Raw genomic sequence first — 22,830 nt, 5'->3', positions numbered from 1 at the left:
GCCTCAAGCCCGCGCCCCTCCAGTCTGGCCTGGCCTTACTGCGCCGGGCGTTGGGTTTCGACCTGCTGCATCGGCGTCGGATCGACCGGCGGCAGCGCCTTGCGCTCGCGCGGCACGCGGGCCGGCTTCACGATCAGCGCGGCGGCGGCCTGGGCGGCACGCAGCTTGTCGCCGTCGGTGTTGACCCAGACGAGGCCGGCGGCAGCCAGCATCGGTGTCAGCGTGTCGGGCGTGAGCGCGGCCGGGCGGGCAGCTGCCTGCACCGGAGCCGGCGTCGCGGGTTCGACCGCGGCCGGTGCGGCGGCGGCTTGCACCACCGGCTCGGCGGCTTGTACCGGCGCAACGGCTTGCACCGGCGCAACGGCTTCCACGGCTGCCGGGGCTTCCACGCGGTCTTCGCGGGCTGCGGGTGCTTCGGCCTGGACCGGGGCCACCGCTGCAGGCTCTGCCGCAGGGGCAGTCTCGACAACCGGGGCCGGTTCCGCTGCAACCGGCGCTGCCGGAGCAGCCGCGACCGGCTCGACGATCGCCGCAACCGGTGCCGGCTCGACAGCTTCGACCACGGGCGCAGCCGCTTCAACCGGTGCGATCGTCTCGATGTGCGACTCGACGTGGGTGGCGATCACCTGTTCGGTTTCCGGCAGCGCGGTCACGACCACGGTCTCGGTGGCCACGGCGTGCACGACAGCTTGTGTCGATTGCGCTTCGGCGCGGACTTCCTCCGCTTGCAGAACGACGGGGGCGACGGGGGTGACGACGGGAGCCGCGCTCTCCGCTGCAACCGGTGCGATTTCCTCGACGTCCGCACCGCCTTCCAGCGTGTCTTCGGCGCTCGCGCCAGCCACGCCTTCGGCTTCGCGCTCGCGACGACCGCCACGGCGGCCGCGCCGGCGGCGGCGGCGTTCCTCGCCCTCACGCGCGGTGCCAGCGTCTTCGTCGCCCACACCGGCTGTGACGCCTTCCGCCGTTACCGCGCCCACGTTTTCGACGCTGGCGGCGTCGAGGCGCGCTTCCTGTGCCTCGGCGGCTTCTGCCTGTTGCGGACGACGGCGCTCACCGCGCTCGCCTCGTTCGCGGCGCTCGCCGCGTTCACCACGCTCCTGGCGCTCGCCGCGCGGCGCGCCGGCTTCCGCCTGCTCGCTGCGCTGCTCACCCCGCTCCACGCGTTCGATGCGCTGCTCGCGTGGTTCGCGTTCGGCACGGCTCTCGCGAGCTTCACGGCCTTCGCGTCCCTCACGGCCTTCGCGCCCATCGCGTCCCTCGCGGGCTTCGCGCGGCGCACGGCCTTCGCGGCCCTCGCGTCCTTCACGAGCCTCGCGCGGCTCGCGTTCCTCACGGCGTGCCGACGGCTGGCCGGCGCGTGCGGCTCCCGCGGCTTCGCCACGGCCCGCTGCATCGCGGCCGCCTGCGCGGCGGTTGCGGTTGCGATCGCCGCCGCTGCCGGTCGCGGCCTTTTCGCCGCGCTCTGCGCGCTCACCGCGCGCTTCGCGGGCCGGACGGCCTGCCTTGTCCTGCGCGACCGGTGCGGGTGCGGCAACCGGGGCCGGCGCGCCGCCGAAGAGACGCTTGATCCAGCCGAAGAAACCGCCGCCGGCTGCCGGCGCCGCTGCAACCGGCACCGGCGTGACTTCGACGGGTTTGGCCGCCGCGCTCGGGGCCGGACGCTCGGGCGTGATGCCCTTCACGGCGGCTTCCTGCTTGGGCTTGGCTTCGGCCGTGCGCTTGCTGTAGCCGGTTTCCGATTCGAGCTCGCGAGCCGCTTCCTCGGCCATCTTCCAGGAGGCGCGCGGATCGTCGAGGCGCGCGTCGTCGTGACGCAGGCGCTCGAGCTTGTAGTGCGGCGTTTCGAGGTGCTTGTTCGGGATCAGGACGACGCCGACCTTGAAGCGCGACTCGATCTTGTTGATTTCCGAACGTTTTTCGTTGAGCAGGAAGGCGGTCACTTCGACCGGCACCTGGCAGTGGATCGCCGCGGTGTTTTCCTTCATCGCTTCTTCCTGGATGATGCGCAGGACCTGAAGCGCCGACGATTCGGTATCGCGGATGTGACCCGTGCCGTTACAGCGCGGGCAGGTGACGTGGCTGCCTTCCGAAAGAGCCGGGCGCAGGCGCTGGCGCGAGAGCTCCATCAGGCCGAAGCGCGAGATCTTGCCCATCTGCACGCGGGCGCGGTCGTGGCGCAGCGCGTCTTTGAGGCGCTGCTCGACTTCGCGCTGGCTCTTGGCCGACTCCATGTCGATGAAGTCGATCACGATCAGGCCGCCCAGGTCGCGCAGACGCAGCTGGCGCGCCACTTCGTCGGCGGCTTCGAGGTTGGTGCGCGCGGCGGTTTCCTCGATGTCGGCGCCCTTGGTCGCGCGCGCCGAGTTCACGTCGATGGCGACGAGCGCCTCGGTGTGGTCGATCACGATCGCGCCGCCCGAGGGCAGCGGCACCGTGCGCGAGTACGCCGTCTCGATCTGGTGCTCGATCTGGAAGCGCGAGAAGAGCGGCACGTCGTCGTGGTACCGCTTCACCTTGTTGACATTGTCCGGCATCACGATATCCATGAAGGCGCGCGCCTGGTCATGGATCTCGGTGGTGTCGATGAGGATTTCGCCGATGTCGGGCTGGAAGTAGTCACGGATCGCGCGGATCACGAGGCTCGATTCCAGATAGATCAGCATGGGCTGGCCCGACTGGCCGGCCTGCGAAGCGGCCTCGATGGCGCGCCACAGTTGCAGCAGGTAGTTCAGGTCCCACTGGAGCTCTTCGGCGGAGCGGCCGATGCCGGCCGTGCGCGCGATGATGCTCATGCCGTCCGGCAGTTGCAGCTGCGCCATGGTTTCGCGCAGTTCCTGACGATCGTCCCCCTCGATGCGGCGCGACACGCCGCCGCCGCGCGGGTTGTTCGGCATGAGGACGAGGTAGCGGCCGGCGAGCGAGATGAAGGTGGTGAGCGCCGCGCCCTTGTTGCCGCGCTCTTCCTTCTCGACCTGGACGATGAGTTCCTGGCCTTCCCTGAGGGCGTCCTGGATGCGCGCGCTGCGCATGTCCACGCCTTCGCGGAAATACTGGCGGGCGACTTCCTTGAACGGCAGGAAGCCGTGGCGGTCTTCGCCGTAGTTGACGAAACAGGCTTCGAGCGACGGCTCGATGCGGGTCACGATCCCCTTGTAGATATTGCCTTTGCGCTGTTCGCGCCCGGCGGTTTCGATGTCGATGTCGATCAGCTTCTGTCCATCGACGATGGCGACGCGCAGTTCTTCCTGCTGCGTCGCGTTGAACAGCATTCGTTTCATTGAACGGCTCCAGAGCGGCTTCGCGCGCGGCCCGTCGCGGCGCCGGGCAACAGGGCCGGGCGGCACGGGGCGGGCAGCGGCATGCCGCACCTTATCGTGTTGTCACAAGCACGCGGGAGCAGGAACGATGGCGGGGAGAATTGCCTGGATTGCGCCCAGCCGGGTCGTGCGCAGTAAAAAACTGCGACGCCCGGGCGGGCGGCGGGGCTCATGCGAATACGGCTTCAACAAGCGGCACGACTCGCCGCGGGAGCGCGACGGCGCGTTTTTCCTGCGCTTCCAATCCGTTTGCCGGGGGCTGGGTGCGCGATGCGAGGCATCGCTGTGCCGAAAACGCACTACCACAGCAGGCATCGACCGCAGCGGCGAACCGCGCGCGCTGCTGGCCGGATCAGGTTCGCGGCCGCAGGTATCCAACCAGCCGCGCACGGGAAGCTTTCAGGTTACGCCCGTCTTCCCCCTCGGGGTGTCTCGCCACTTTTGACGTCGCCATGTCCTGCACGTTGCACAGGACGCTTCGGGCGCTCGCCGTATTTCGCCACCAGCGCGTCCTCTCGCCGGTCGCCTCGACCGCGCGGCGGGACTCGCCGGATGAATTCTTTATACCAACCTTCCGTTACCGTCGGAGTCCGTTTCCGACCGAACGTGCCTGTGGGCGCCGTCCCTGCCGATGCGGATTTCCGTGCGTGCAACTCGTTGCTTCTCTACTTTCAGGGCAAGCAACACGCCCCGGGCGCAAGTAAAATAACGGTTTATCGCTTGCAGCCTGCGCACGCAGCGCGGTCTTCGGACTTCCCGGAGCTTTTGGCCGTTCGGTCCACCGTCGCGCGAGCGCTGGGCAAATTATATTCAGAATGAAAGGGTTAGGCAAAATATCCCAGAATCAGGTCGCAAGCGACCAGGTTTCTTTCGTCGAAATCGACGAGAGTTCGGCCGGTCAGCGCATCGACAATTTCCTTTTGCGCGTCTGCAAAGGCGTGCCCAAAAGCCATATCTACCGGATCCTGCGCAGCGGCGAAGTGCGCGTGAACAAGGGCCGGATCGATGCCCAATACCGGCTCGCGGAGGGCGACGTGGTGCGCGTGCCGCCCATCCGCACCGCGCAGTCGAACGCTCCCGAGCAGGCTGCCCACGTGCCGCCCGGGCAATTCCCGGTGCTCTACGAGGACGAAGCGCTTCTCGTGATCGACAAGCCGGCCGGCGTGGCCGTCCACGGCGGCAGCGGCGTGGCGTTCGGCGTGATCGAGCAGTTGCGCGAAGCGCGGCCGCACGGCAAATTCCTCGAACTGGTGCACCGGCTCGACCGCGAGACCTCCGGCATCCTCATGCTGGCCAAGAAGCGCGCCGCGCTGGTGGGCCTGCACGAGCAGATCCGCGAAAATCGCATGGACAAGCGCTACTACGCGTGCGTTCATGGCGACTGGGCGGCCGACTGGGGGCGCCGCCGGGCCGTGAAGGAGCCGCTGCACAAGTTCCTGACCCCGGAAGGGGAGCGCCGCGTGCGCGTGCAGCCGGACGGCCTGCCGTCGCATACGGTCTTCAACCTCGTCGAGCGTTGGCCGGAGTACGCCTGGCTCGAGGCCGAACTGAAGACCGGGCGCACGCACCAGATTCGCGTGCATCTGGCGCACCTCGGTCTGCCGATCGTCGGCGACGCCAAGTACGGCGACTTCGCGCTGAACAAGGCGCTCGCACGGCAAGGGGCGGACCCCGGCATCAAGCGCATGTTCCTGCATGCGTACCGGCTCAAGCTCGCGCATCCGATCACGGGCGAGACGTTGCAGTTCGAGGCGCCGCTGCCCGCCGAATGCCGGCGCTTCGTGGAGTCCCTGCGCGCGCAGCGCGAGGGGGGCGAGCGCAACGAACCACAGGGCGATGGTGCGGGCAGATCCGCCGCAGAATCCGACTAGAAGCCCCGACTGGACCGACACTGTTTGGAGAAGGACCGCATGGCCCGAGAGCAATTTGACCTGATTGTGTTCGACTGGGACGGTACGCTGATGGACTCGACCGCCCACATCACCCGCAGCATCCAGGCGTCGTGCCGCGACCTGGGCTTGCCCGTGCCCGGCGACGAAGCGGCGAGCTACGTGATCGGCCTCGGCTTGCGCGAGGCGCTGTCGATCGCCGCGCCCACGCTCGACCCCGCCGACTACCCGCGACTCGTCGAGCGCTACCGCGTGCACTACCTGCTCAACGAGCAGAAGACGGAGCTCTTCGCGGGCGTGCGCGAGATGCTGGCCGAGTTGCGCGAGGTGGGGTATCTGCTGGCCGTGGCGACGGGCAAGAGCCGCGTCGGCCTGAATCGCGCGCTCGACGAGGCGCGCCTCACGAGCCTTTTCGACGGCACCCGCTGCGCCGACGAAACCTTCTCGAAGCCGCATCCGGCCATGCTCCACGAGCTCACGCGCGAACTGGGGCAGGATCCGGCGCGCACGCTCATGATCGGCGACACCACGCACGACCTGCAGATGGCGATCAACGCAGGCGTGGCGGGCGTGGGGGTGGCCTATGGCGCGCACGCGTCGGGTTCGCTCGAGGCGCTTTCGCCGCGCTATATCGCGCCCGACGTGGCCTCGCTCGCCGCCTGGCTGCGGGAGCACGCATGACGCAGACGGTGCTCGATCCGGTGCGCGTCTGCGCGGCCGAAGAACTGGTCGACGGCGGCGCGGGACGGCGGCTGAACGCCACCTACGCCGGCGGCGACGCCGTGGTGTTCTTCGTGCGCTATGGCGGCGAGGTCTATGGCTACCTGAACCGCTGCGCCCACGTGCCGATGGAGCTCGACTGGGTCGAGGGTCAGTTCTTCGAGTCCTCGGGCCTATACTTGATGTGCGCGACGCACGGGGCGATCTATCAGCCCGACACCGGCAAATGTGTCGGCGGACCGTGCCGCGGCGCTCGCCTGCGGGCGGTGCGCGTCGAGGAACGGGACACGCCTCATGGGCGTGCGGTATTCTGGCTTCCCGACGACGCCCTGCATCCGACCCAACCCTGACCTTCCACCGCACGCATGTCCGATAATCTGACCCCTGAATCGAACGAACCGGCACGTCCGTCTCCGGCGGACCGCAATGCGCCCGGCTGGGAGCGCGAGGCGCTGGAGCGCATCGCGCTGGCCGCGATCCACGAGCAGCGCGCGGCGCGGCGCTGGCGAATCTTTTTCCGCTTCGCCTTTCTCGCCGTGCTGGTGGTGATCGCCTGGAGCGTCCTCGACTTTTCCGGTGCGCGCGTGGAGAGCGAGGGCCGGCACACGGCGCTGGTGTCGCTCGACGGCGAAATCGCCTCGGATACGAGCGCGAACGCCGAAGACATCAACAGTGCGCTCGACAGCGCCTTCGACGACGACGGCACGGCCGGCGTCATCCTGCACATCGACAGCCCCGGCGGCAGTCCGGTGCAGGCGAGCATCATCAACGACGAGATCCAGCGCCTGCGCAAGAAGTATCCGGCGATCCCGCTCTACGTCGTGGTGGGCGATATGTGCGCCTCGGGCGGCTATTACGTCGCGGCGGCCGCCGACAAGATCTATGTCAACAAGGCGAGCATCGTCGGCTCGATCGGCGTGCTGATGGACGGCTTCGGCTTCACCGGCCTGATGGACAAGCTCGGCGTGCAGCGGCGCCTGCGCACCGCCGGCGCGAACAAGGGCTTCTTCGACCCGTTCTCGCCGGATACGCCCCAGATGGACGCCCATGCCCAGGACATGCTCGACCAGATCCACCAGCAGTTCATCGACGCCGTGAAGGCCGGCCGCGGCAAGCGCCTGCATGAGTCGCCGGACATCTTCTCGGGCCTGTTCTGGACCGGCGAGAAGAGCGTGGAACTGGGCCTCGCCGACGGTTACGGCGATACCGACTACGTGGCCCGCGAGGTCATCAAGGCACCCGATATCGTCGATTACACGGTCAAGCAAAGCCTGACCGACCGCGTCGCCAAGCGCTTTGGCGCGGCGGTAGGGTCGGCGGCGATGCACGCGCTGATCGCGGGCGGGCAGATGGTGGTTCGCTAATCGCGCTTTCCGATGACGAAACGGCCGCTCGCGTGTCATGCGCGAGCGGCCGTTTTGCCTTTCTGCGGCGAGCGTTGGTCAGACCGCGAGCAGCAGGAAAATCGCCGGCCGCTTGTGCAATTCGGGCGCGGTCTTTTTCTTCCAGTCGGCCACCGTGCGGCTCACGATGGTCTCCGTGGGCAGCGTGAGGTCGGCGGCGACGCACACGAGCGTCGAGGGCGCGCAGCCGGCGAGCAGCGCGTCCAGCAGCGTGCGGTTGCGGTAGGGCGTTTCGATGAAGATCTGCGTCTGCTTTGCCTTGCGCGAATGTTGTTCCAGTTCGCGCAGCTTTTTCGCGCGTTCGTTGGCATCGACCGGCAAGTAGCCGTGGAACGCGAAACTCTGGCCGTTCAGGCCCGAGGCCATCAGCGCGAGCAGGATCGAACTGGGCCCGACGAGCGGCACGACCTTGATGCCGCGTTCGTGCGCGCGCCGCACCAGCAGGGCGCCCGGGTCGGCCACGGCGGGCACGCCCGCCTCCGACACGAGACCGGTATCGATGCCGGCAAGAAGCGGCGCGAGCAGTTTGTCGATCTCGCCCGCCGGCGTATTCACGTTCAGCTCGCGGATCTCGATCTCCTGGATCGGGCGCGTCGTGCCGACACGCTTGAGAAACGCGCGCGTCGTCTTGGCGTTCTCGCCGATATAGCTTGCGAGCGTGCCCGCGCGCTCGCGCACCGGCGCCGGCAGGACGGCTGCGAGCGCGGCTTCGTCGCCGTCGCCGAGCGTGTTCGGAATCAGATAGAGCGTGCCGGTCATTGCGCCTCCAGCAGCGGGTAGCCCGCGGCGAGCAGCATGTGCGTGAGCGCGATCAGCGGCAGGCCGATCAGCGCCGTGGGGTCGTCGGATTCGATCGCTTCCAGCAAGGCGATACCGAGGCCCTCGGCCTTCGCGCTGCCCGCGCAGTCGTAGGGTTGCTCGGCGCGCAGGTAGGCGTCGAGCGCGGCATCGGAGAGGGTGCGAAAGCGCACCTTCGTCACGACATCGACGGTATCCGTTTGGCCAGTAGCGGTGTCGAGCAGGCTGAGTGCACTATGGAACAGCACCTCGCGGCCGCGCATCGCCTGCAGTTGCACGAGCGCGCGCTCGTGCGTGCCGGGCTTGCCGATCTGGAGGCCGTCGAACGTGGCGACCTGATCCGAACCGATTACGAGCGTGCGGCCGGCCGTGGCGGGCAGGGCGTCTGCCACGGCACGGGCTTTGGCCTGCGCCAGGCGCAGCGCCGTGGCTTCGGGCGCTTCGCCGGCGTGCGGGGTTTCGTCGATGGCCGGCACGGCGGTGGTGAACGGAATGCGCAGCCGCTCCAGCAACTCGCGGCGGTAGCGCGAACTGGAACCGAGAATCAGCGCGGGCCGTTCAATGCCGGGGCGCGGGGAAGAGGAATCCTGCATGGTCGATCGAGTGAAAAAAGAGGGGCGGATAAGAGAAAACCGAAGTGGTACAGGCACTTGCGTGCATACCGTTAAGTGTTTGACTCGAAAAGATAAAGGCGTTATGATTTTGGGCTTTTCATCGGTGCGCTCGTTTCGCGCGTGCGCTTGATGGTTTGTATCAGGCTTGCATCGGCACTGGTCGACGTCGGTTCATCGAGCGAAAGCAGCAGTGGACGAGGCGCGCGGACTCCGGGCAAATTCGCGGGAAAATTCGCACGGGCGGCGCCAGGGCGTGTCCGTTTATGCGACGATCCGGCAAAGGCGCGCTGTGTCATGCTGGGCCACGTTGAACCCGTGTGCAAGGCGCGCAGCCCGCAATCCGCAACCGACTGAACGCCTCGTGGCAGGAGCGCACATGACCGAATCTACTGGCAAGCCCGCGGGCGCCGTCGTTTCGCTGAACCCGCGCGATCTCGATCTCTTCGAATTCGCGCGCAGTGCTCGCGAGGCCGCAGGAGCCGTGCGACTTTCGCAACTGCCGCGCATGTTAAACGAAGTCCCGGCCGACGCGCCAGACCGCGATACCGTGTTCACGTGGCAGGCGGCGGGCTTCACGCAGCAGGAATTGCAGGACGACGGCACCGAGGGGCCGCAGCCGTATCTGCGGCTCGCGGTTCACGGCAGTGCCTGGCTCACGTGCCAGCGCTGCCTCGCTCCCTACGAGCAGGCGTTCAATGCAGATCCGGTCTTCCGTATCGTCCAGACGGAAGAAGAGGCGGAGGAGTTTCCGCTCGACGACGATGAAGCCGATGTGATCGTGGGCTCGCGCCATTTCGATCTCGTCGACTTGATCGAAGAGGAGTTGTTGCTCTCGCTGCCGCTGGTGCCGAAGCACGAAGTTTGTCCGGCAATCCACGAAAGCCTCGCCTCGGGTGCCGACGGCGCGGACGGCGTGGATTCCGTGGACGACGTGCCGGAGCAGGAAATCGAGACGGAAGAGCGTGTGAACCCGTTCGCGGCGCTCGAATCGCTCAAGAAGGACGGTCCTGACAGCAAGCATTGACGCGGCTGCCAGTGGCGTGAAGTGTTTGCACCGTGCATTGCGCGGTGCAGTGATTCGTGGGCCCAGTCCCGGAGTCCGGCCATCCCCCTGGGTGGCGGCGGCCGGATCGGGCTGTGTTAGAATTCGGAAAATTTTCAGGAGTTATCATGGCAGTTCAACAAAACAAGAAGTCGCCGTCGAAGCGCGGCATGCACCGCTCGCACGATTTCCTCACGGGCGCTCCGCTGGCTGTCGAGCCGAGCACGGGTGAAGTGCACCTGCGCCACCACATCAGCCCGAACGGCTACTACCGCGGCAAGAAAGTCGTCAAGACCAAGAACGACTAATCGTTCCACTGCGCGGCGCCTGCAGGACAACGGCCGGCCGCTCGCGCATGGCGATTCCGTTCGCTTGACCATTCTTCGGCTCGGCAAAAAAGGCGGCATTCAACTGCCGCTTTTTTGTGCCTGAAATCCGTCGCATTCCATGACTGTTACGCTCACGATAGATTGCATGGGAGGCGACCACGGACCGTCCGTGACGGTGCCTGCCGCAGTCAAATTCGTCCGCTCGCATCCCGACGCGCATCTTCTGCTCGTCGGCGTCGAGTCGGCGATCCGCGCCCAGTTGAAGAAACTGAAGGCGCTGGATCATCCTGCGCTCTCCCTCGTTCCCGCCACCGAGGTCGTCGAAATGGACGATCCGGTGGAGGTCGCCCTGCGCAAGAAAAAAGATTCGTCGATGCGCGTCGCGCTCAATCGCGTGAAGGAAGGCGAGGCGCAGGCCTGCGTGTCGGCCGGCAACACCGGCGCGCTGATGGCCGTGTCGCGCTACGTGCTCAAGACGCTGCCCGGCATCGAACGCCCGGCCATCGCATTCGCGATGCCGAATCCCACCGGTTACACCACGATGCTCGACCTCGGCGCCAACGTCGATTGCGAGCCGCAGCATCTGCTCCAGTTCGCCGAGATGGGCCACGCGCTCGTCGCCGCGCTCGAAGGCAAGGAGCGCCCGAGCATCGGGCTCCTGAATATCGGCGAAGAGGTCATCAAGGGCAACGAGACCATCAAGCGCGCGGGCGAACTGCTGCGCGCGAGCACGCTGAATTTCCGCGGCAATGTCGAAGGCAACGATATTTACAAGGGCACCGTCGACGTGATCGTCTGTGACGGTTTCGTTGGGAACGTCGCGCTCAAGACGTCGGAGGGCCTCGCGCAGATGCTCAACGACATGATCAAGGAAGAGTTCGGCCGCTCGTGGCTCACGAAGCTGATGGCGGTGGCCGCGATGCCGGTGCTCCTGCGCTTCAAGAAGCGCGTCGATCACCGCCAGTACAACGGTGCGGCGCTGCTCGGCCTGAAGAGTCTCGTCATCAAGAGCCACGGCTCCGCGGACGCCTACGCGTTTGAGTGGGCCGTCAAACGCGGGTATGATGCCGTCAAAAATGGCGTGCTGGAACGCCTCGCGCGCGCCATGGACGAGAACGCCGGTTCGCTCGAACAGTCGGCCGGCAGCAGCCAGTCCGGCGGTCCGCTCGCAGCCGGCGCTCCGGGCGCAGGCGAGACGCCGCCCGGTACCGCATCTTCCTCGAAGGCATAATGGCTCAATCGACTCTCTATTCCCGCGTGCTCGGCACGGGCAGCTATCTTCCGCCCGAGCGCGTCACCAATCAGGATCTGGCCGAGCGCCTCGCCGCGAAAGGCGTCGAGACGAGCGACGAGTGGATCGTTGCCCGCACGGGCATCCATGCGCGCCACTTCGCCGCGCCCGACGTCACGACGAGCGATCTCGCGCTGGCGGCTTCGCAGCACGCCATCGCCGCGGCCGACGTCGATCCGCAGTCCATCGACCTCATCATCGTCGCGACGTCCACCCCCGATTTCGTGTTTCCGAGCACGGCCTGCCTGCTGCAGAACAAGCTCGGCATCCGCAATCAGGGCGCCGCTTTCGACGTGCAGGCCGTGTGCTCGGGTTTCGCCTATGCCGTCTCGGTGGCCGACAGCCTGATCCGCAGCGGCCAGCACCGCACGGCGCTCGTCGTCGGCGCGGAGACTTTCTCGCGCATTCTCGACTTCAACGACCGCACCACCTGCGTGCTGTTCGGCGACGGCGCGGGCGCGATCGTGCTGCAGGCCTCCGATCAGCCGGGCGTGTTGTCTAGCGCGCTCCATGCCGACGGCAGCTACGCCCACATTCTCTGCACGCCGGGCAACGTGAACGGCGGCGTGATCGCCGGCAACGCGTTCCTGCACATGGACGGCCAGGCGGTGTTCAAGCTCGCCGTGAACGTGCTGGAGAAGGTCGCGCACGAAGCGCTCGACAAGGCGCAGCTTTCGCCGGGGCAGATCGACTGGCTGATTCCGCACCAGGCCAATATCCGCATCATGCAGGGCACCTGCCGCAAGCTCGGCCTCCCCGCCGAGCGGATGGTGGTCACGGTGGGCGAGCACGGCAACACGTCGGCAGCATCCATCCCGCTCGCCTTCGACGTCGCGGTGCGCGACGGGCGCATCAAGCGCGGCCAGAACGTGCTGATCGAAGGGGTGGGCGGCGGCTTCACGTGGGGCGCCTCCGTCATCCGCTACTGACATTGACTGGGCGCGAACGCCTGCGCTGCCGGGCCTTGCGGCCAGCGAGCGCAGGCGGCGCGCATGATGCGTGTGCGCGATTGCCGCGCACCCATCTGAATTGATCGAATTTGGGGACGTTATGAAATTCGCTTTCGTTTTTCCGGGCCAGGGCTCGCAGGCCGTCGGCATGCTCGACGCCTTCGCCGATAGCGCCGTCGTGCGCGAAACCCTGCAGGAAGCCTCCGACGCGCTGAATCAGGATCTCGGCAAGCTGATCGCCGAAGGCCCGGCCGACGAACTGAGCCTCACCACCAACACGCAGCCGGTCATGCTAAGCGCCGCCTACGCCGTGTATCGCGCGTGGCAGCAGGCAGGCGGCCCGGCGCCAGCCATCGTCGCGGGCCACAGCCTCGGCGAATATACGGCGCTCGTCGCCGCCGGCGTGCTGGCGTTTCGCGACGCCGTGCCGCTCGTGCGTTTTCGCGCGCAGGCGATGCAAAGCGCGGTGCCGGTGGGCGAGGGCGGCATGGCCGCCGTGCTCGGCCTCGACGACGACACCGTGCGCGCGGTTTGCGCCGAAGCAGCGGCGGCCGGCGGCGTGGTGGAGGCCGTCAACTTCAACGCTCCCTCGCAGGTCGTGATCGCGGGCCACAAGGCCGCCGTCGAGAAAGCCTGCGAAGTCGCCAAGGCGAAGGGCGCGAAGCGCGCGCTGCCGCTGCCTGTTTCGGCGCCGTTCCACTCGTCGCTGCTCAAGCCGGCTTCGGACCAGCTGCGCGATTACCTCGCGAGCGTGAAGCTCAACGCGCCGTCGATTCCCGTCGTGAACAACGTCGACGTGGCTTTCGCGACCGATCCGGAAGCGATCCGCGACGCCCTCGTGCGCCAGGCCGCAGGCCCGGTGCGCTGGGTGGAGTGTGTGCAGGCGATCGCCGCGCAAGGCGTCACGCATGTCATCGAGTGCGGTCCGGGCAAGGTGCTGGCCGGTCTCACGAAGCGTATCGACGGCAATCTCGTGGGCGCCTCGGTGACCGATCCGAAGTCGCTCGACGAAGCGCTCGCGCTCGTCGCCCAGGCCTGATCGAACATCGGCCGGGCAGTTCCAGAGTCACCCTCGCAACGGATGCAATAGAAAGATGGACAAGATTCTCGACAACCAGACCGCCATCGTGACGGGCGCCTCGCGCGGCATCGGCCGGGCGATCGCCATCGAACTGGCGCGCCAGGGCGCCACGGTGATCGGCACGGCGACGAGCGAAGCGGGCGCGCAGGCGATCAGCGCCGCGTTCGAGTCCGCGGGCCTCAGGGGCCGCGGCGCGGTGCTCGACGTCAACGACGCCGCGGCGGCCGAAGCGCTCATCGACGCGACGGTGAAGGAGTTCGGCGGTCTCGCGATCCTCGTCAACAATGCCGGCATCACGCAGGACAACCTCGCGATGCGCATGAAGGACGACGAGTGGGACGCCGTGATCGACACCAACCTGAAGTCGGTGTTCCGCCTCTCGCGCGCCGTGCTGCGCCCGATGATGAAGGCGCGTGCGGGTCGCATCATCAACATCACTTCGGTGGTGGGCTCGTCGGGCAACCCGGGCCAGGCCAACTACGCGGCCGCGAAGGCCGGCGTGGCGGGCATGACCCGCGCGCTCGCGCGCGAGATCGGCAGCCGCAACATCACGGTGAACTGCGTCGCGCCGGGTTTCATCGACACTGACATGACCAAAGATCTGCCGGCCGAGCAGCAGGCCGCGCTCAAGGCGCAGATTCCGCTGGGCCGCCTCGGCAGCCCGGACGATATCGCGCATGCGGTGACGTTCCTCGCTTCGCCGCACGCGGGGTACATCACCGGCACCACGCTGCATGTGAACGGTGGCATGTATATGTCTTAACCGGATTCGGGTACTATCCGCGCCTTGATACGCCCAACAGGTGCGGTCGCGGATATAGGCCATCCGGAACCTCGAGCGCCGCTTTTCTGCCAGGTCAAACCTGATAAAATGCGCGCACTCGCATTCATGAGCTAACTTTTTTCCCTTGGAGGGGTAATGGATAACATCGAACAGCGCGTCAAGAAGATCGTCGCCGAACAACTGGGCGTTGCCGAAGCCGAAATCAAGAACGAGGCTTCGTTCGTGAACGACCTGGGCGCCGACTCGCTCGACACCGTCGAACTGGTGATGGCCCTCGAAGACGAATTCGGCATGGAAATCCCCGACGAGGAAGCCGAGAAGATCACGACGGTCCAGCAAGCCATCGACTACGCTCGCGCGAACGTCAAGGCTTAAGGACACGCAGGCGCCATTGGTCTGTACGGGCGGCGCAAGCGGCCCGAGAGGACTCTCGCCAGTGAACCCGCACGCGCCCGCACTCGCAGGGCTTTTGCCGGTCAATTAGCCACGGGGCTCACAGGAGCATTTCCTGTGGCCACTGTGGCTTTTGTTTTTGTCATCTATGGAAAAGGGGTTATCGTGAGCCGCCGTCGAGTTGTTGTTACAGGCCTGGGGCTGATTTCGCCTGTTGGCAATAATGTTGCCGACGGCTGGGCCAATCTGGTCGCCGGCAAGTCCGGTATCGCCAACATCACGAAGTTCGATGCCACGAACTTCTCGACCCGCTTCGCCGGCGAGGTGAAGGGCTTCAACGTCGAAGACTACATGCCGGCGAAAGAAGCGCGCCACATGGATACGTTCATCCATTACGGCATCGCCGCGGGCGTCCAGGCGATGCAGGACAGCGGCTTCGAGATCACCGACGAAAACGCCGAACGCGTGGGCGTCGTGGTGGGTTCGGGCATCGGCGGCCTGCCGATGATCGAAGTCACGCAAACGGAACTGCTCAACCGCGGCCCGCGCCGCATTTCGCCGTTCTTCGTGCCGGCTTCGATCATCAACATGATCTCCGGCCATCTGTCGATCAGGTACGGCATCAAGGGCCCGAACCTCTCGATGGTCACGGCCTGCACGACCGGCCTGCACTGCATCGGCGAGGCCTCGCGCCTGATCGAGTACGGCGACGCCGACGTGATGATCGCCGGCGGCGCGGAATCGACGGTTTCGCCGCTCGGTATCGGCGGCTTCGCGGCCGCGCGTGCGCTTTCGCAGCGTAACGACGACCCGGCGACGGCGAGCCGTCCGTGGGACAAGGACCGCGACGGCTTCGTGCTGGGCGAGGGTGCCGGCGTGATGATCCTCGAAGAGTACGAGCACGCGAAGAAGCGCGGCGCGAAGATCTACGCGGAAGTCGGCGGCTACGGCATGAGCGGCGATGCATATCACATGACCGCTCCGCTGGAAGACGGCGACGGCGCGCGCCGCTGCATGCTGGCGGCAATGCGCAACGCAGGCGTGAACGCGAACGAAGTCAACTGGCTGAGCGCGCACGGCACGTCCACGCCGCTCGGCGACCTTGCGGAAACCATCGCGATCAAGCGCGCCTTCGGCGACCACGCGAAGGACATCGTCGTGAACTCGACGAAGTCGATGACCGGGCACCTGCTCGGCGGCGCGGGTGGCCTGGAGTCGGTGTTCACGGTGCTTGCCGTGCACAACCAGATCTCGCCGCCGACGATCAACATCTTCAACCAGGATCCCGAGTGCGACCTGGACTACTGCGCGAACACCGCGCGGGACATGAAGATCGACATCGCGCTGAAGAACTCGTTCGGGTTCGGCGGCACGAACGGCACGCTGGTCTTCAAGCGTCACGCTTGACCGCTATCGACCCGCATGCGGCCGCGCCGGCCAGTCCGGCCGGCCGCGCTCCCACCTTCGATGCGCGGCGCCCCGGTGCGCCGCGGATTCCCCTGCGCCCTTCGCTGGCGCTTCATTGCGCTGTTGCTCTCGGTGCCGGCATGGCCGCAGCGGCCGTCTGGACGGCGCTCGCCCCCTGGCTCGGCAACGGGCGCACCTTGCCCCTCGTAGTCGCCTTCCTTGCAGCCTGCGGCCTGGCAGCCGTGGCGTGGCGTCGCACACAACCCGCTATCATCGAAATCGGGCCAGACTCGTTCGCGGCGTATTCGCGCGCGGGTGTCCGCATGGTGGAGGGGCGCCTGACTGGTGCGTCGCAGTGGGGCGGCAGCCTGCTCGCGCTCGCGATCAACGCCGGAACGCGGCGTGCCACGGTGCTCGTGGCGGCGGATGCGGCGGGGCGCGATGCCTTCCGCGATCTGGCGGTGCGCGCCCGCTGCGCGGCGGGCCGCTGAAGCGCCGGTTGCGCCGCCCGGGCGCGCGTGGTGTGCCCAACTTGCGCCTGGCCGCACGCTGTAACGACTGTAACCGCGGTTACTCGGGTAACGTGAGGGGCGAAAGGGGGCGCTACAATGGTGCCCCGCGTCAATATGAGCTAAACGGATTTTTCAGGTGAGCGAAAAAGAAATCGACCAGGTGCTGGTCGAGCGCGTGCAAAAAGGCGACAAGGCCGCGTTCGAGCTGCTGGTCTCCAAATACCACCGCAAGATCATCCGGCTGATCTCGCGCCTCGTGCGGGACCCCGCCGAGGTCGAGGACGTAGCCCAGGACGCCTTCATCAAGGCGTACCGGGCGCTGCCGCAGTTTCGCGGCGAATCCGCTTTCTATACGTGGTTGTACCGAATTGCGGTCAATACGGCGAAGAACTACCTTGCGACCCAGGGAAGACGCGCCCCCACCTCCACCGAAGCGGATGCAGAAGAGGCTGAAACTTTCTCGGATGCCGATCAACTAAGGGATATCAACACGCCTGAGTCGATGTTGATGAGCAAGCAGATCGCAGAGACGGTCAATGCTGCGATGGCGGTTTTACCGGAAGAGTTGCGCACCGCCATTACGCTTAGGGAAATTGAAGGTTTGAGCTACGAGGAAATCGCTGAGATGATGGATTGCCCGATCGGCACCGTCAGATCAAGAATTTTCCGCGCTCGTGAAGCCATTGCGGCAAAATTGCGTCCGCTGCTGGACACACCGGAAGGCAAGCGCTGGTAAGTCAGCAGCCCGCCGGGCACGGATGCGATTCACCGGGTTAGTGTCATCAAGGTTCGTAAGGAATGGGGAGCATCATGGGGTCGGTTTCGATGCAATCGGTGTCTGGCTCGCGCAGCGAGCATCTGTCCGCCTTCGTTGACGGGGAATTCACCGCCGGCGAGCGTCAGAACGGGTTTTTTTCCGAACTCGATCAGGACAGCCGCAAGGTCTGGTCGGAGTATCACCTGATCGGCGACGTGCTGCGCTCGGACGATCTGGCGCTGAGCGCGGCCGCGAGCCAGTCGTTCATGGCCGGTTTCGCCGCGCGCTTCGAGGCCGAGCCGCACGTGCTTGCACCCGCGGCACTGCCGGCCGCGCGCGAAGGCCGTGACGGCGCGAGCCGGGTCGGGCGCATTCTCGCACTGCGTCACCGTGTCGTGCCCACGCTGGCGGTTGCCGCAGCGGCCGCCACGCTCACCTGGATCGTCGTGCCGCAAATGCGCGGCGCGGGTCTCGCGAGCGGCGGGGCGCAGGTCGCCGCTGTGTCGGCCCAGGGCGACGGCGTGCAGCGCGTGGCGATGAACGCCGCGCCGATGCAGACGGCCGCCGTGCAGGACGGCAACATCATTCGGGACGCACGTCTCGACGAGTATCTGGAAGCGCACCAGCAGTTCGCGCAGCAACCGGTGATGTCGGATTCCATGCCGCTGATCCGGGCCGCCGCTCTCACTACGCAAGGCCAGTAAGTCTGATGCAGACATTGCGGTTCAATAAAACGACAATCTGGGGGCGGCTACCGGCATTGCTGTGCTGTGTAGCCGTAGTGCTAACCGCTCTGTCTGTGGCCAACCGGGCCGACGCGCAAGGCGCGCCGGCCGCCGACCTCGCCACGCCTCAGGGTGCGGCCGCATGGCTCGACCGCATCCAGCAGGCCGCCCAGCAGCAGAATTACACCGGCACCTTCGTCTATCAGCGCGGCGCGTTCGTGCAGTCCTCGCGCATCGCGCACTACGCCACGAAAAACGACGGCGAGTACGAGCAGATCGAAAGCCTCGACGGCAAGCCGCGCAAGCTGCTGCGCCACAACGACGATCTCTATACCTTCGTGCCCGAACGCAAGCTGTGCGTCGTCGAAAAGCGCCAGAACAAGGACGCTTTTCCGGCGCTCCTGAGCACCGGCGGCGATCAGGTGCTGAGCGTCTATACGCCGAAGGTGCTCGGCAACGACCGGGTGGCGGGCATCGACAGCCAGGTCGTCGAGCTCGATCCCAAGGACGCTTACCGCTACGCCTACAAGCTCTGGGCCGACGCCAGAACGGGGTTGCTGCTGCGCGCGCAGACGCTCGATCCCACGAACGGCCAGGTGCTCGAACAGCTTGCGTTCACGCAGGTCAGCATCGGCGTGCCGTTGGACAAGGCCGCGATCGTGAACGGCATGCGCAATCTGGGCGGCTGGACCGTGGTGCGTCCGCCGCTCGAGCCGGTGGATATGGAAGCGCAGGGCTGGAGCTTCGGCCCGGCAGTGGCCGGCTTCCACAAGATCCGCGAACTGCGCCGCCCGATGGCCGCGCGCGACGCGAACGATCCGCCTATCCCCGTCGATCAGGCCGTGTTCTCCGACGGTCTCGCCGCGATCTCGGTTTTCGTCGAGCCGGTGGAGCACAACAGTCGCAAGGAAGGCGCGGGCAGCAGCGGCGCGACCAACGTACTGGTGAAGCGCCGCGGCGATTACTGGATCACGGTGCTTGGCGAAGTGCCCCAGGCCACGTTGCAGCAGTTTGCGTCTGCCATAGAATACAAGGCTACCAGGTAACATCCTTCGGCTGACTACGGGCTGACTACGATATGACGATTCTTCCGCTGCGCAAATTCCTCGCGGCCGCGGCGGTCGCGGCTTGCCTGCCGTTCGCGCCGCATACGGCGTCGGCGGCAAACGCCGCCAATCTGCCCGACTTCACCGATCTCGTCGACAAGGTCGGGCCTTCCGTCGTCAATATCCGTACGACCACGCGGATTAGTTCCGCGCAGCCGAATCTGCCGCCGGGCATGGACAACGGCGACATGTCGGAATTCTTCCGCCGCTTCTTTGGCATTCCGCTGCCGCAGAGCCCGCAGGGGCAATCGCCGCGCGGTGGCCAGGGCGGCGGACAGGGCAGCGATCAGGATTCGAACCCGCCGGACAGCGGCAACGACAGCGAGCAGAGCAGTGGCGTCGGCTCGGGCTTCATTCTGTCGAGCGACGGCTACGTGATGACCAACGCGCACGTGGTGGACGACGCGGACAGCATCTACGTCACGCTCACCGACAAGCGCGAATTCAAGGCGAAGCTCATCGGCGTCGACGATCGCACCGATGTGGCCGTCGTGAAGATCCAGGCGAGCAGCCTGCCGGCCGTGACCATCGGCGATTCGAACAAGCTGCGGGTCGGCGAATGGGTGGTCGCGATCGGCTCGCCGTTCGGCCTCGAAAACACCGTTACGGCGGGCATCGTCAGCGCCAAGGGGCGCGACACGGGCGACTATCTGCCGTTCATCCAGACCGATGTGGCCGTGAACCCCGGCAACTCGGGCGGCCCGCTCATCAACATGCAGGGCGAGGTGATCGGCATCAACTCGCAGATCTATAGCCGCACCGGCGGGTTCATGGGCATTTCGTTCGCGATTCCAATCGACGAGGCCATGCGCGTGGCCGACCAGCTCGAAAAGAACGGCAAGGTCACGCGGGGCCGCATTGCGGTGGCGATCGGCGAGGTGACCAAGGACGTGGCCGATTCGCTCGGTCTGCCCAAGGCGCAGGGCGCGCTGGTCTCGAGCGTCGAGCCGGGCGGCCCGGCCGACAAGGCGGGCGTCCAGCCGGGCGACATCATCCTGAAGTTCAACGGCCAGTCGGTGGATACGGCCACCGACCTGCCGCGCATGGTGGGCGACACGAAGCCGGGCACCCGGGCGACCCTCACGATCTGGCGCAAGGGTCAGACGCGCGATTTGCCGATCACGATCGCCGAAATGCAGAGCGACAAGTCCGCGAAGGCCGACCAGAAGTCGGCGCCGCAGCCCAAGCCGAGCGCCTCGAACGCGCTCGGTCTCTCGGTAGTCGATATCCCGTCCGACCAGCTTGCGCAGCTGAAGATCAAGGGCGGCGTGCAGGTGGATTCGGCCGACGGCCCGGCGGCGCGCGCCGGCCTGCAAAAGGGCGACATCATCCTGCGCGTGGGCGATACCGACATCACCGGCGCGAAGCAGTTCGCGGAAGTCACCTCGCACCTCGATCCGCAGAAGATGGTGGCGGTGCTCGTGCGGCGCGGCGACAACACGCAGTTCGTGCCGATCCGCCCGCGCGCGGCGGGGCAGAAGTGAGCGAGGCGCGCGCGGCCGCAGCGGGACGCGCGCAGCTCGTGTTGTACGGCCGCGCCTGGTGCCATCTCTGCGAAGACATGCGCGCGGCGGTCGAACCGCTGGCCGCGGCGGCGCGCGCGCAGCTGGAGGTCATCGACGTCGATTCCGACCCCGCATTGCAGGCGCGTTACGACGAGCTCGTGCCGGTGCTGGTTTGCGACGGCGTCGAGCTTTGCCACTATCACCTGGACGAAGCGCGTTTGCGCGAGGCGCTCGGGCTGGGAGGCCGAGGTTAGGGTTTGCCTCGCCGGCCGCCCCCCTTTTCGGCTAAAATAGTCCGGTTTTTCATCTGCTTACGAGGCGTGCTCTGCTTTTCGTTCGGGGCGCGCCTTTTTGCTTGATCGGCACTCAATGGATCATATTCGTAACTTCTCGATCATTGCGCACATCGACCACGGCAAGTCGACGCTCGCCGATCGCATCATCCAGTTGTGCGGCGGCCTGTCCGACCGCGAGATGGAAGCCCAGGTGCTCGACTCGATGGATCTCGAGCGCGAGCGCGGCATCACCATCAAGGCCCAGACTGCGGCGCTCTCCTACAAGGCGCGCAACGGCGAGGTCTACAACCTGAACCTCATCGACACGCCGGGCCACGTGGACTTCTCCTACGAGGTGAGCCGCTCGCTCTCCGCGTGCGAGGGGGCGCTGCTCGTCGTGGATGCGAGCCAGGGCGTCGAGGCGCAAACGGTCGCGAACTGCTACACGGCCATCGAGCTCGGCGTGGAAGTCGTGCCGGTGCTCAACAAGATCGACCTGCCCGCCGCCAACCCCGAAAACGCGATTGCCGAGATCGAGGACGTGATCGGCATCGACGCCACCGACGCCACGCGCTGCAGCGCGAAGACGGGCCTCGGCGTGGAGGACGTGCTCGAAGCGCTGATCGAAAAGGTGCCGGCGCCCGAGGGCGATCCCGAGGCGCCGCTGCAGGCGCTCATCATCGACTCGTGGTTCGACAACTACGTGGGCGTGGTGATGCTCGTGCGCATCGTCAACGGCACGTTGCGTCCGAAGGACAAGATCAAGCTGATGGCCACCGGCGCGCAGTATCCGGTCGAGCACGTCGGCGTGTTCTCGCCGAAGTCGCGCAATCTCGATTCGCTGTCGGCGGGGCAGGTGGGCTTCATCATCGCCGGCATCAAGGAACTGGCGGCGACCAAGGTGGGCGACACCGTCACGCATGCGACGAAGCCGGCCGCAGAGCCGCTGCCGGGCTTCAAGGAAGTGAAGCCGCAGGTGTTCGCGGGCCTCTATCCGGTCGAGGCGAACCAGTACGACGCGCTGCGCGAATCGCTCGAAAAGCTGAAGCTCAACGACGCTTCGCTCCAGTACGAGCCGGAAGTCTCGCAGGCGCTCGGCTTCGGCTTTCGCTGCGGCTTCCTCGGGCTGCTGCACATGGAGATCGTCCAGGAGCGTCTCGAGCGCGAGTTCGACATGGATCTCATCACCACGGCGCCGACCGTGGTGTACGAGGTCGTGCAGGCCGACGGCAGCCAGATCAAGGTCGAGAACCCGGCCAAGATGCCGGAGCCTTCGAAGATCGAGGAGATACGCGAGCCGATCGTGACCGTGAACCTGTACATGCCGCAGGACTACGTGGGTTCGGTCATCACGCTCTGTACACAGAAGCGTGGTAACCAGACCAACATGCAGTACCACGGCCGCCAGGTGCAGCTCACCTACGAAATCCCGATGGCCGAAATCGTGCTCGACTTCTTCGACCGCCTGAAGTCGGTGTCGCGCGGCTACGCGTCCATGGACTACGAGTTCAAGGAGTACCGCACGTCGGACGTGGTGAAGGTCGACATGCTGATCAACGGCGACAAGGTCGATGCGCTGTCCATCATCGTGCACCGTTCGCAGTCGCAGTACCGCGGCCGCGAAGTGGCGGCGAAGATGCGCGAGATCATTCCGCGCCAGATGTACGACGTGGCGATCCAGGCCGCCATCGGCGCGCACATCATCGCGCGCGAGAACATCAAGGCACTGCGCAAGAACGTGCTGGCCAAGTGCTATGGCGGCGACATCACGCGCAAGAAGAAGCTGCTCGAGAAGCAGAAGGAAGGCAAGAAGCGGATGAAGCAGGTGGGCTCCGTGGAAATTCCGCAGGAGGCCTTCCTTGCGATCCTGCGTGTCGAAGACAAATAAAGCCGCCGCGGCACATCGCATTACGTTGAATAACGGATAAC

General features: G+C 66.3%; 22 protein-coding genes. 19 read left to right on the top strand and 3 right to left on the bottom strand.

The annotated features are described in order from the left end of the window. Positions 1-35 precede the first annotated feature (35 nt). On the bottom strand, positions 36-3,281 hold the full coding sequence (locus U5760_RS04475; RefSeq protein ID WP_322009862.1) for an Rne/Rng family ribonuclease: 3,246 nt from the start codon (positions 3,279-3,281) through the stop codon (positions 36-38). 854 nt (positions 3,282-4,135) lie between these two features. On the opposite strand from U5760_RS04475, the gene U5760_RS04470 reads away from it, so the two are divergent. The 4 genes from U5760_RS04470 to U5760_RS04455 are packed head-to-tail and all read left to right on the top strand — an operon-like array spanning position 4,136 to position 7,293. Then, entirely contained in the window at positions 4,136-5,191 is a 1,056-nt protein-coding gene (locus tag U5760_RS04470; protein ID WP_322009861.1) for an RluA family pseudouridine synthase, read from the top strand. A 39-nt stretch (positions 5,192-5,230) separates the two neighbouring features. After that, positions 5,231-5,890 carry an HAD-IIIA family hydrolase gene (locus U5760_RS04465; RefSeq protein WP_322009860.1) on the top strand — a complete coding sequence of 220 codons (660 nt, stop codon included), beginning with the start codon at positions 5,231-5,233 and terminating at the stop codon, positions 5,888-5,890. Continuing rightward, positions 5,887-6,279 (top strand): Rieske (2Fe-2S) protein, encoded by a 393-nt coding sequence (locus tag U5760_RS04460; RefSeq protein WP_322009859.1) that lies wholly within the window; start codon positions 5,887-5,889, stop codon positions 6,277-6,279. The genes U5760_RS04465 and U5760_RS04460 overlap by 4 nt, the downstream gene beginning before the upstream one ends. Positions 6,280-6,294: 15 nt before the next feature. Then, the gene (locus U5760_RS04455) at positions 6,295-7,293 is read left to right on the top strand and encodes a S49 family peptidase (protein WP_322009857.1); all 999 of its coding nucleotides are present in this window, start codon (positions 6,295-6,297) and stop codon (positions 7,291-7,293) included. A 78-nt stretch (positions 7,294-7,371) separates the two neighbouring features. Here U5760_RS04455 and U5760_RS04450 read toward each other — a convergent pair whose 3' ends face one another. Further along, entirely contained in the window at positions 7,372-8,091 is a 720-nt protein-coding gene (locus U5760_RS04450; protein WP_322009856.1) for an SAM-dependent methyltransferase, read from the bottom strand. Beyond that, the gene (locus tag U5760_RS04445) at positions 8,088-8,723 is read right to left on the bottom strand and encodes a Maf-like protein (protein ID WP_322009855.1); all 636 of its coding nucleotides are present in this window, start codon (positions 8,721-8,723) and stop codon (positions 8,088-8,090) included. The genes U5760_RS04450 and U5760_RS04445 overlap by 4 nt, the downstream gene beginning before the upstream one ends. A 397-nt stretch (positions 8,724-9,120) precedes the next feature. Between U5760_RS04445 and U5760_RS04440 the strand changes: the two genes are divergently transcribed. The 15 genes from U5760_RS04440 (at position 9,121) to lepA (ending at position 22,789) form a co-directional block, all read left to right on the top strand. Beyond that, positions 9,121-9,768, top strand: a complete 648-nt coding sequence (locus tag U5760_RS04440; RefSeq protein ID WP_322009853.1) for a DUF177 domain-containing protein — start codon at positions 9,121-9,123, stop codon at positions 9,766-9,768. Positions 9,769-9,914: 146 nt separating this feature from the next. Further along, positions 9,915-10,094: a 50S ribosomal protein L32 gene (gene rpmF / locus U5760_RS04435; protein WP_018441573.1), complete on the top strand. Its 180-nt coding sequence runs from the start codon at positions 9,915-9,917 to the stop codon at positions 10,092-10,094. Positions 10,095-10,233: 139 nt separating this feature from the next. Next, on the top strand, positions 10,234-11,346 hold the full coding sequence (gene plsX, locus U5760_RS04430) for a phosphate acyltransferase PlsX (protein ID WP_322009851.1): 1,113 nt from the start codon (positions 10,234-10,236) through the stop codon (positions 11,344-11,346). Next, positions 11,346-12,335 (top strand): beta-ketoacyl-ACP synthase III, encoded by a 990-nt coding sequence (locus U5760_RS04425; protein WP_322009850.1) that lies wholly within the window; start codon positions 11,346-11,348, stop codon positions 12,333-12,335. The genes plsX and U5760_RS04425 overlap by 1 nt, the downstream gene beginning before the upstream one ends. A 121-nt stretch (positions 12,336-12,456) precedes the next feature. Continuing rightward, positions 12,457-13,395: an ACP S-malonyltransferase gene (gene fabD / locus U5760_RS04420; RefSeq protein ID WP_322009848.1), complete on the top strand. Its 939-nt coding sequence runs from the start codon at positions 12,457-12,459 to the stop codon at positions 13,393-13,395. A 55-nt stretch (positions 13,396-13,450) separates the two neighbouring features. Next, positions 13,451-14,200 (top strand): 3-oxoacyl-ACP reductase FabG, encoded by a 750-nt coding sequence (gene fabG / locus U5760_RS04415; RefSeq protein ID WP_322009847.1) that lies wholly within the window; start codon positions 13,451-13,453, stop codon positions 14,198-14,200. Between the two features lie 156 nt (positions 14,201-14,356). Next, a complete protein-coding gene (gene acpP, locus U5760_RS04410) occupies positions 14,357-14,596 on the top strand; it encodes an acyl carrier protein (protein ID WP_004197638.1) in 240 nt (79 codons plus the stop codon). Positions 14,597-14,779: 183 nt separating this feature from the next. Next, positions 14,780-16,021, top strand: a complete 1,242-nt coding sequence (gene fabF, locus U5760_RS04405; RefSeq protein ID WP_322009846.1) for a beta-ketoacyl-ACP synthase II — start codon at positions 14,780-14,782, stop codon at positions 16,019-16,021. Beyond that, positions 16,018-16,512 (top strand): protein YgfX, encoded by a 495-nt coding sequence (locus U5760_RS04400; RefSeq protein WP_322009845.1) that lies wholly within the window; start codon positions 16,018-16,020, stop codon positions 16,510-16,512. Before fabF ends, U5760_RS04400 begins: the two co-directional genes overlap by 4 nt. 157 nt (positions 16,513-16,669) lie before the next feature. Then, the gene (gene rpoE, locus U5760_RS04395; protein WP_028226884.1) at positions 16,670-17,269 is read left to right on the top strand and encodes an RNA polymerase sigma factor RpoE; all 600 of its coding nucleotides are present in this window, start codon (positions 16,670-16,672) and stop codon (positions 17,267-17,269) included. A gap of 74 nt (positions 17,270-17,343) precedes the next feature. Further along, positions 17,344-17,994, top strand: coding sequence for a sigma-E factor negative regulatory protein (locus U5760_RS04390; RefSeq protein WP_322009844.1), 651 nt, complete (start codon positions 17,344-17,346; stop codon positions 17,992-17,994). Positions 17,995-17,999: 5 nt separating this feature from the next. Then, entirely contained in the window at positions 18,000-19,061 is a 1,062-nt protein-coding gene (locus tag U5760_RS04385; RefSeq protein WP_322009843.1) for a MucB/RseB C-terminal domain-containing protein, read from the top strand. A gap of 32 nt (positions 19,062-19,093) precedes the next feature. Further along, positions 19,094-20,605: a DegQ family serine endoprotease gene (locus U5760_RS04380; protein ID WP_322009842.1), complete on the top strand. Its 1,512-nt coding sequence runs from the start codon at positions 19,094-19,096 to the stop codon at positions 20,603-20,605. Next, on the top strand, positions 20,602-20,880 hold the full coding sequence (locus U5760_RS04375) for a glutaredoxin family protein (protein WP_322009841.1): 279 nt from the start codon (positions 20,602-20,604) through the stop codon (positions 20,878-20,880). Before U5760_RS04380 ends, U5760_RS04375 begins: the two co-directional genes overlap by 4 nt. Before the next feature lie 115 nt (positions 20,881-20,995). Then, complete coding sequence (lepA, locus tag U5760_RS04370) at positions 20,996-22,789, top strand: translation elongation factor 4 (RefSeq protein ID WP_322009840.1); 1,794 nt, start codon at positions 20,996-20,998, stop codon at positions 22,787-22,789. Positions 22,790-22,830: the final 41 nt, after the last annotated feature.

This window comes from Paraburkholderia sp. J12, assembly GCF_905220215.1.
GTDB lineage: Bacteria > Pseudomonadota > Gammaproteobacteria > Burkholderiales > Burkholderiaceae > Paraburkholderia.
Note: the sequence above shows the minus strand (reverse complement) of the source record. Positions and strands in the feature narration are given on the sequence as shown.

What these genes read in the sequence shown, in the direction of transcription:
- U5760_RS04455 (WP_322009857.1), top strand. Translation starts at nt 6,295, where the DNA reads ATGTCCGATAATCTGACCCCTGAATCGAACGAACCGGCACGTCCGTCT.
- lepA (WP_322009840.1), top strand. Translation starts at nt 20,996, where the DNA reads ATGGATCATATTCGTAACTTCTCGATCATTGCGCACATCGACCACGGC.
- plsX (WP_322009851.1), top strand. Translation starts at nt 10,234, where the DNA reads ATGACTGTTACGCTCACGATAGATTGCATGGGAGGCGACCACGGACCG.
- fabG (WP_322009847.1), top strand. Translation starts at nt 13,451, where the DNA reads ATGGACAAGATTCTCGACAACCAGACCGCCATCGTGACGGGCGCCTCG.
- acpP (WP_004197638.1), top strand. Translation starts at nt 14,357, where the DNA reads ATGGATAACATCGAACAGCGCGTCAAGAAGATCGTCGCCGAACAACTG.
- U5760_RS04445 (WP_322009855.1), bottom strand. Translation starts at nt 8,723, where the DNA reads ATGCAGGATTCCTCTTCCCCGCGCCCCGGCATTGAACGGCCCGCGCTG.
- U5760_RS04385 (WP_322009843.1), top strand. Translation starts at nt 18,000, where the DNA reads ATGCAGACATTGCGGTTCAATAAAACGACAATCTGGGGGCGGCTACCG.
- U5760_RS04460 (WP_322009859.1), top strand. Translation starts at nt 5,887, where the DNA reads ATGACGCAGACGGTGCTCGATCCGGTGCGCGTCTGCGCGGCCGAAGAA.
- U5760_RS04390 (WP_322009844.1), top strand. Translation starts at nt 17,344, where the DNA reads ATGGGGTCGGTTTCGATGCAATCGGTGTCTGGCTCGCGCAGCGAGCAT.
- fabD (WP_322009848.1), top strand. Translation starts at nt 12,457, where the DNA reads ATGAAATTCGCTTTCGTTTTTCCGGGCCAGGGCTCGCAGGCCGTCGGC.
- U5760_RS04380 (WP_322009842.1), top strand. Translation starts at nt 19,094, where the DNA reads ATGACGATTCTTCCGCTGCGCAAATTCCTCGCGGCCGCGGCGGTCGCG.
- U5760_RS04465 (WP_322009860.1), top strand. Translation starts at nt 5,231, where the DNA reads ATGGCCCGAGAGCAATTTGACCTGATTGTGTTCGACTGGGACGGTACG.
- U5760_RS04450 (WP_322009856.1), bottom strand. Translation starts at nt 8,091, where the DNA reads ATGACCGGCACGCTCTATCTGATTCCGAACACGCTCGGCGACGGCGAC.
- U5760_RS04440 (WP_322009853.1), top strand. Translation starts at nt 9,121, where the DNA reads ATGACCGAATCTACTGGCAAGCCCGCGGGCGCCGTCGTTTCGCTGAAC.
- rpmF (WP_018441573.1), top strand. Translation starts at nt 9,915, where the DNA reads ATGGCAGTTCAACAAAACAAGAAGTCGCCGTCGAAGCGCGGCATGCAC.
- U5760_RS04425 (WP_322009850.1), top strand. Translation starts at nt 11,346, where the DNA reads ATGGCTCAATCGACTCTCTATTCCCGCGTGCTCGGCACGGGCAGCTAT.
- U5760_RS04475 (WP_322009862.1), bottom strand. Translation starts at nt 3,281, where the DNA reads ATGAAACGAATGCTGTTCAACGCGACGCAGCAGGAAGAACTGCGCGTC.
- U5760_RS04470 (WP_322009861.1), top strand. Translation starts at nt 4,136, where the DNA reads ATGAAAGGGTTAGGCAAAATATCCCAGAATCAGGTCGCAAGCGACCAG.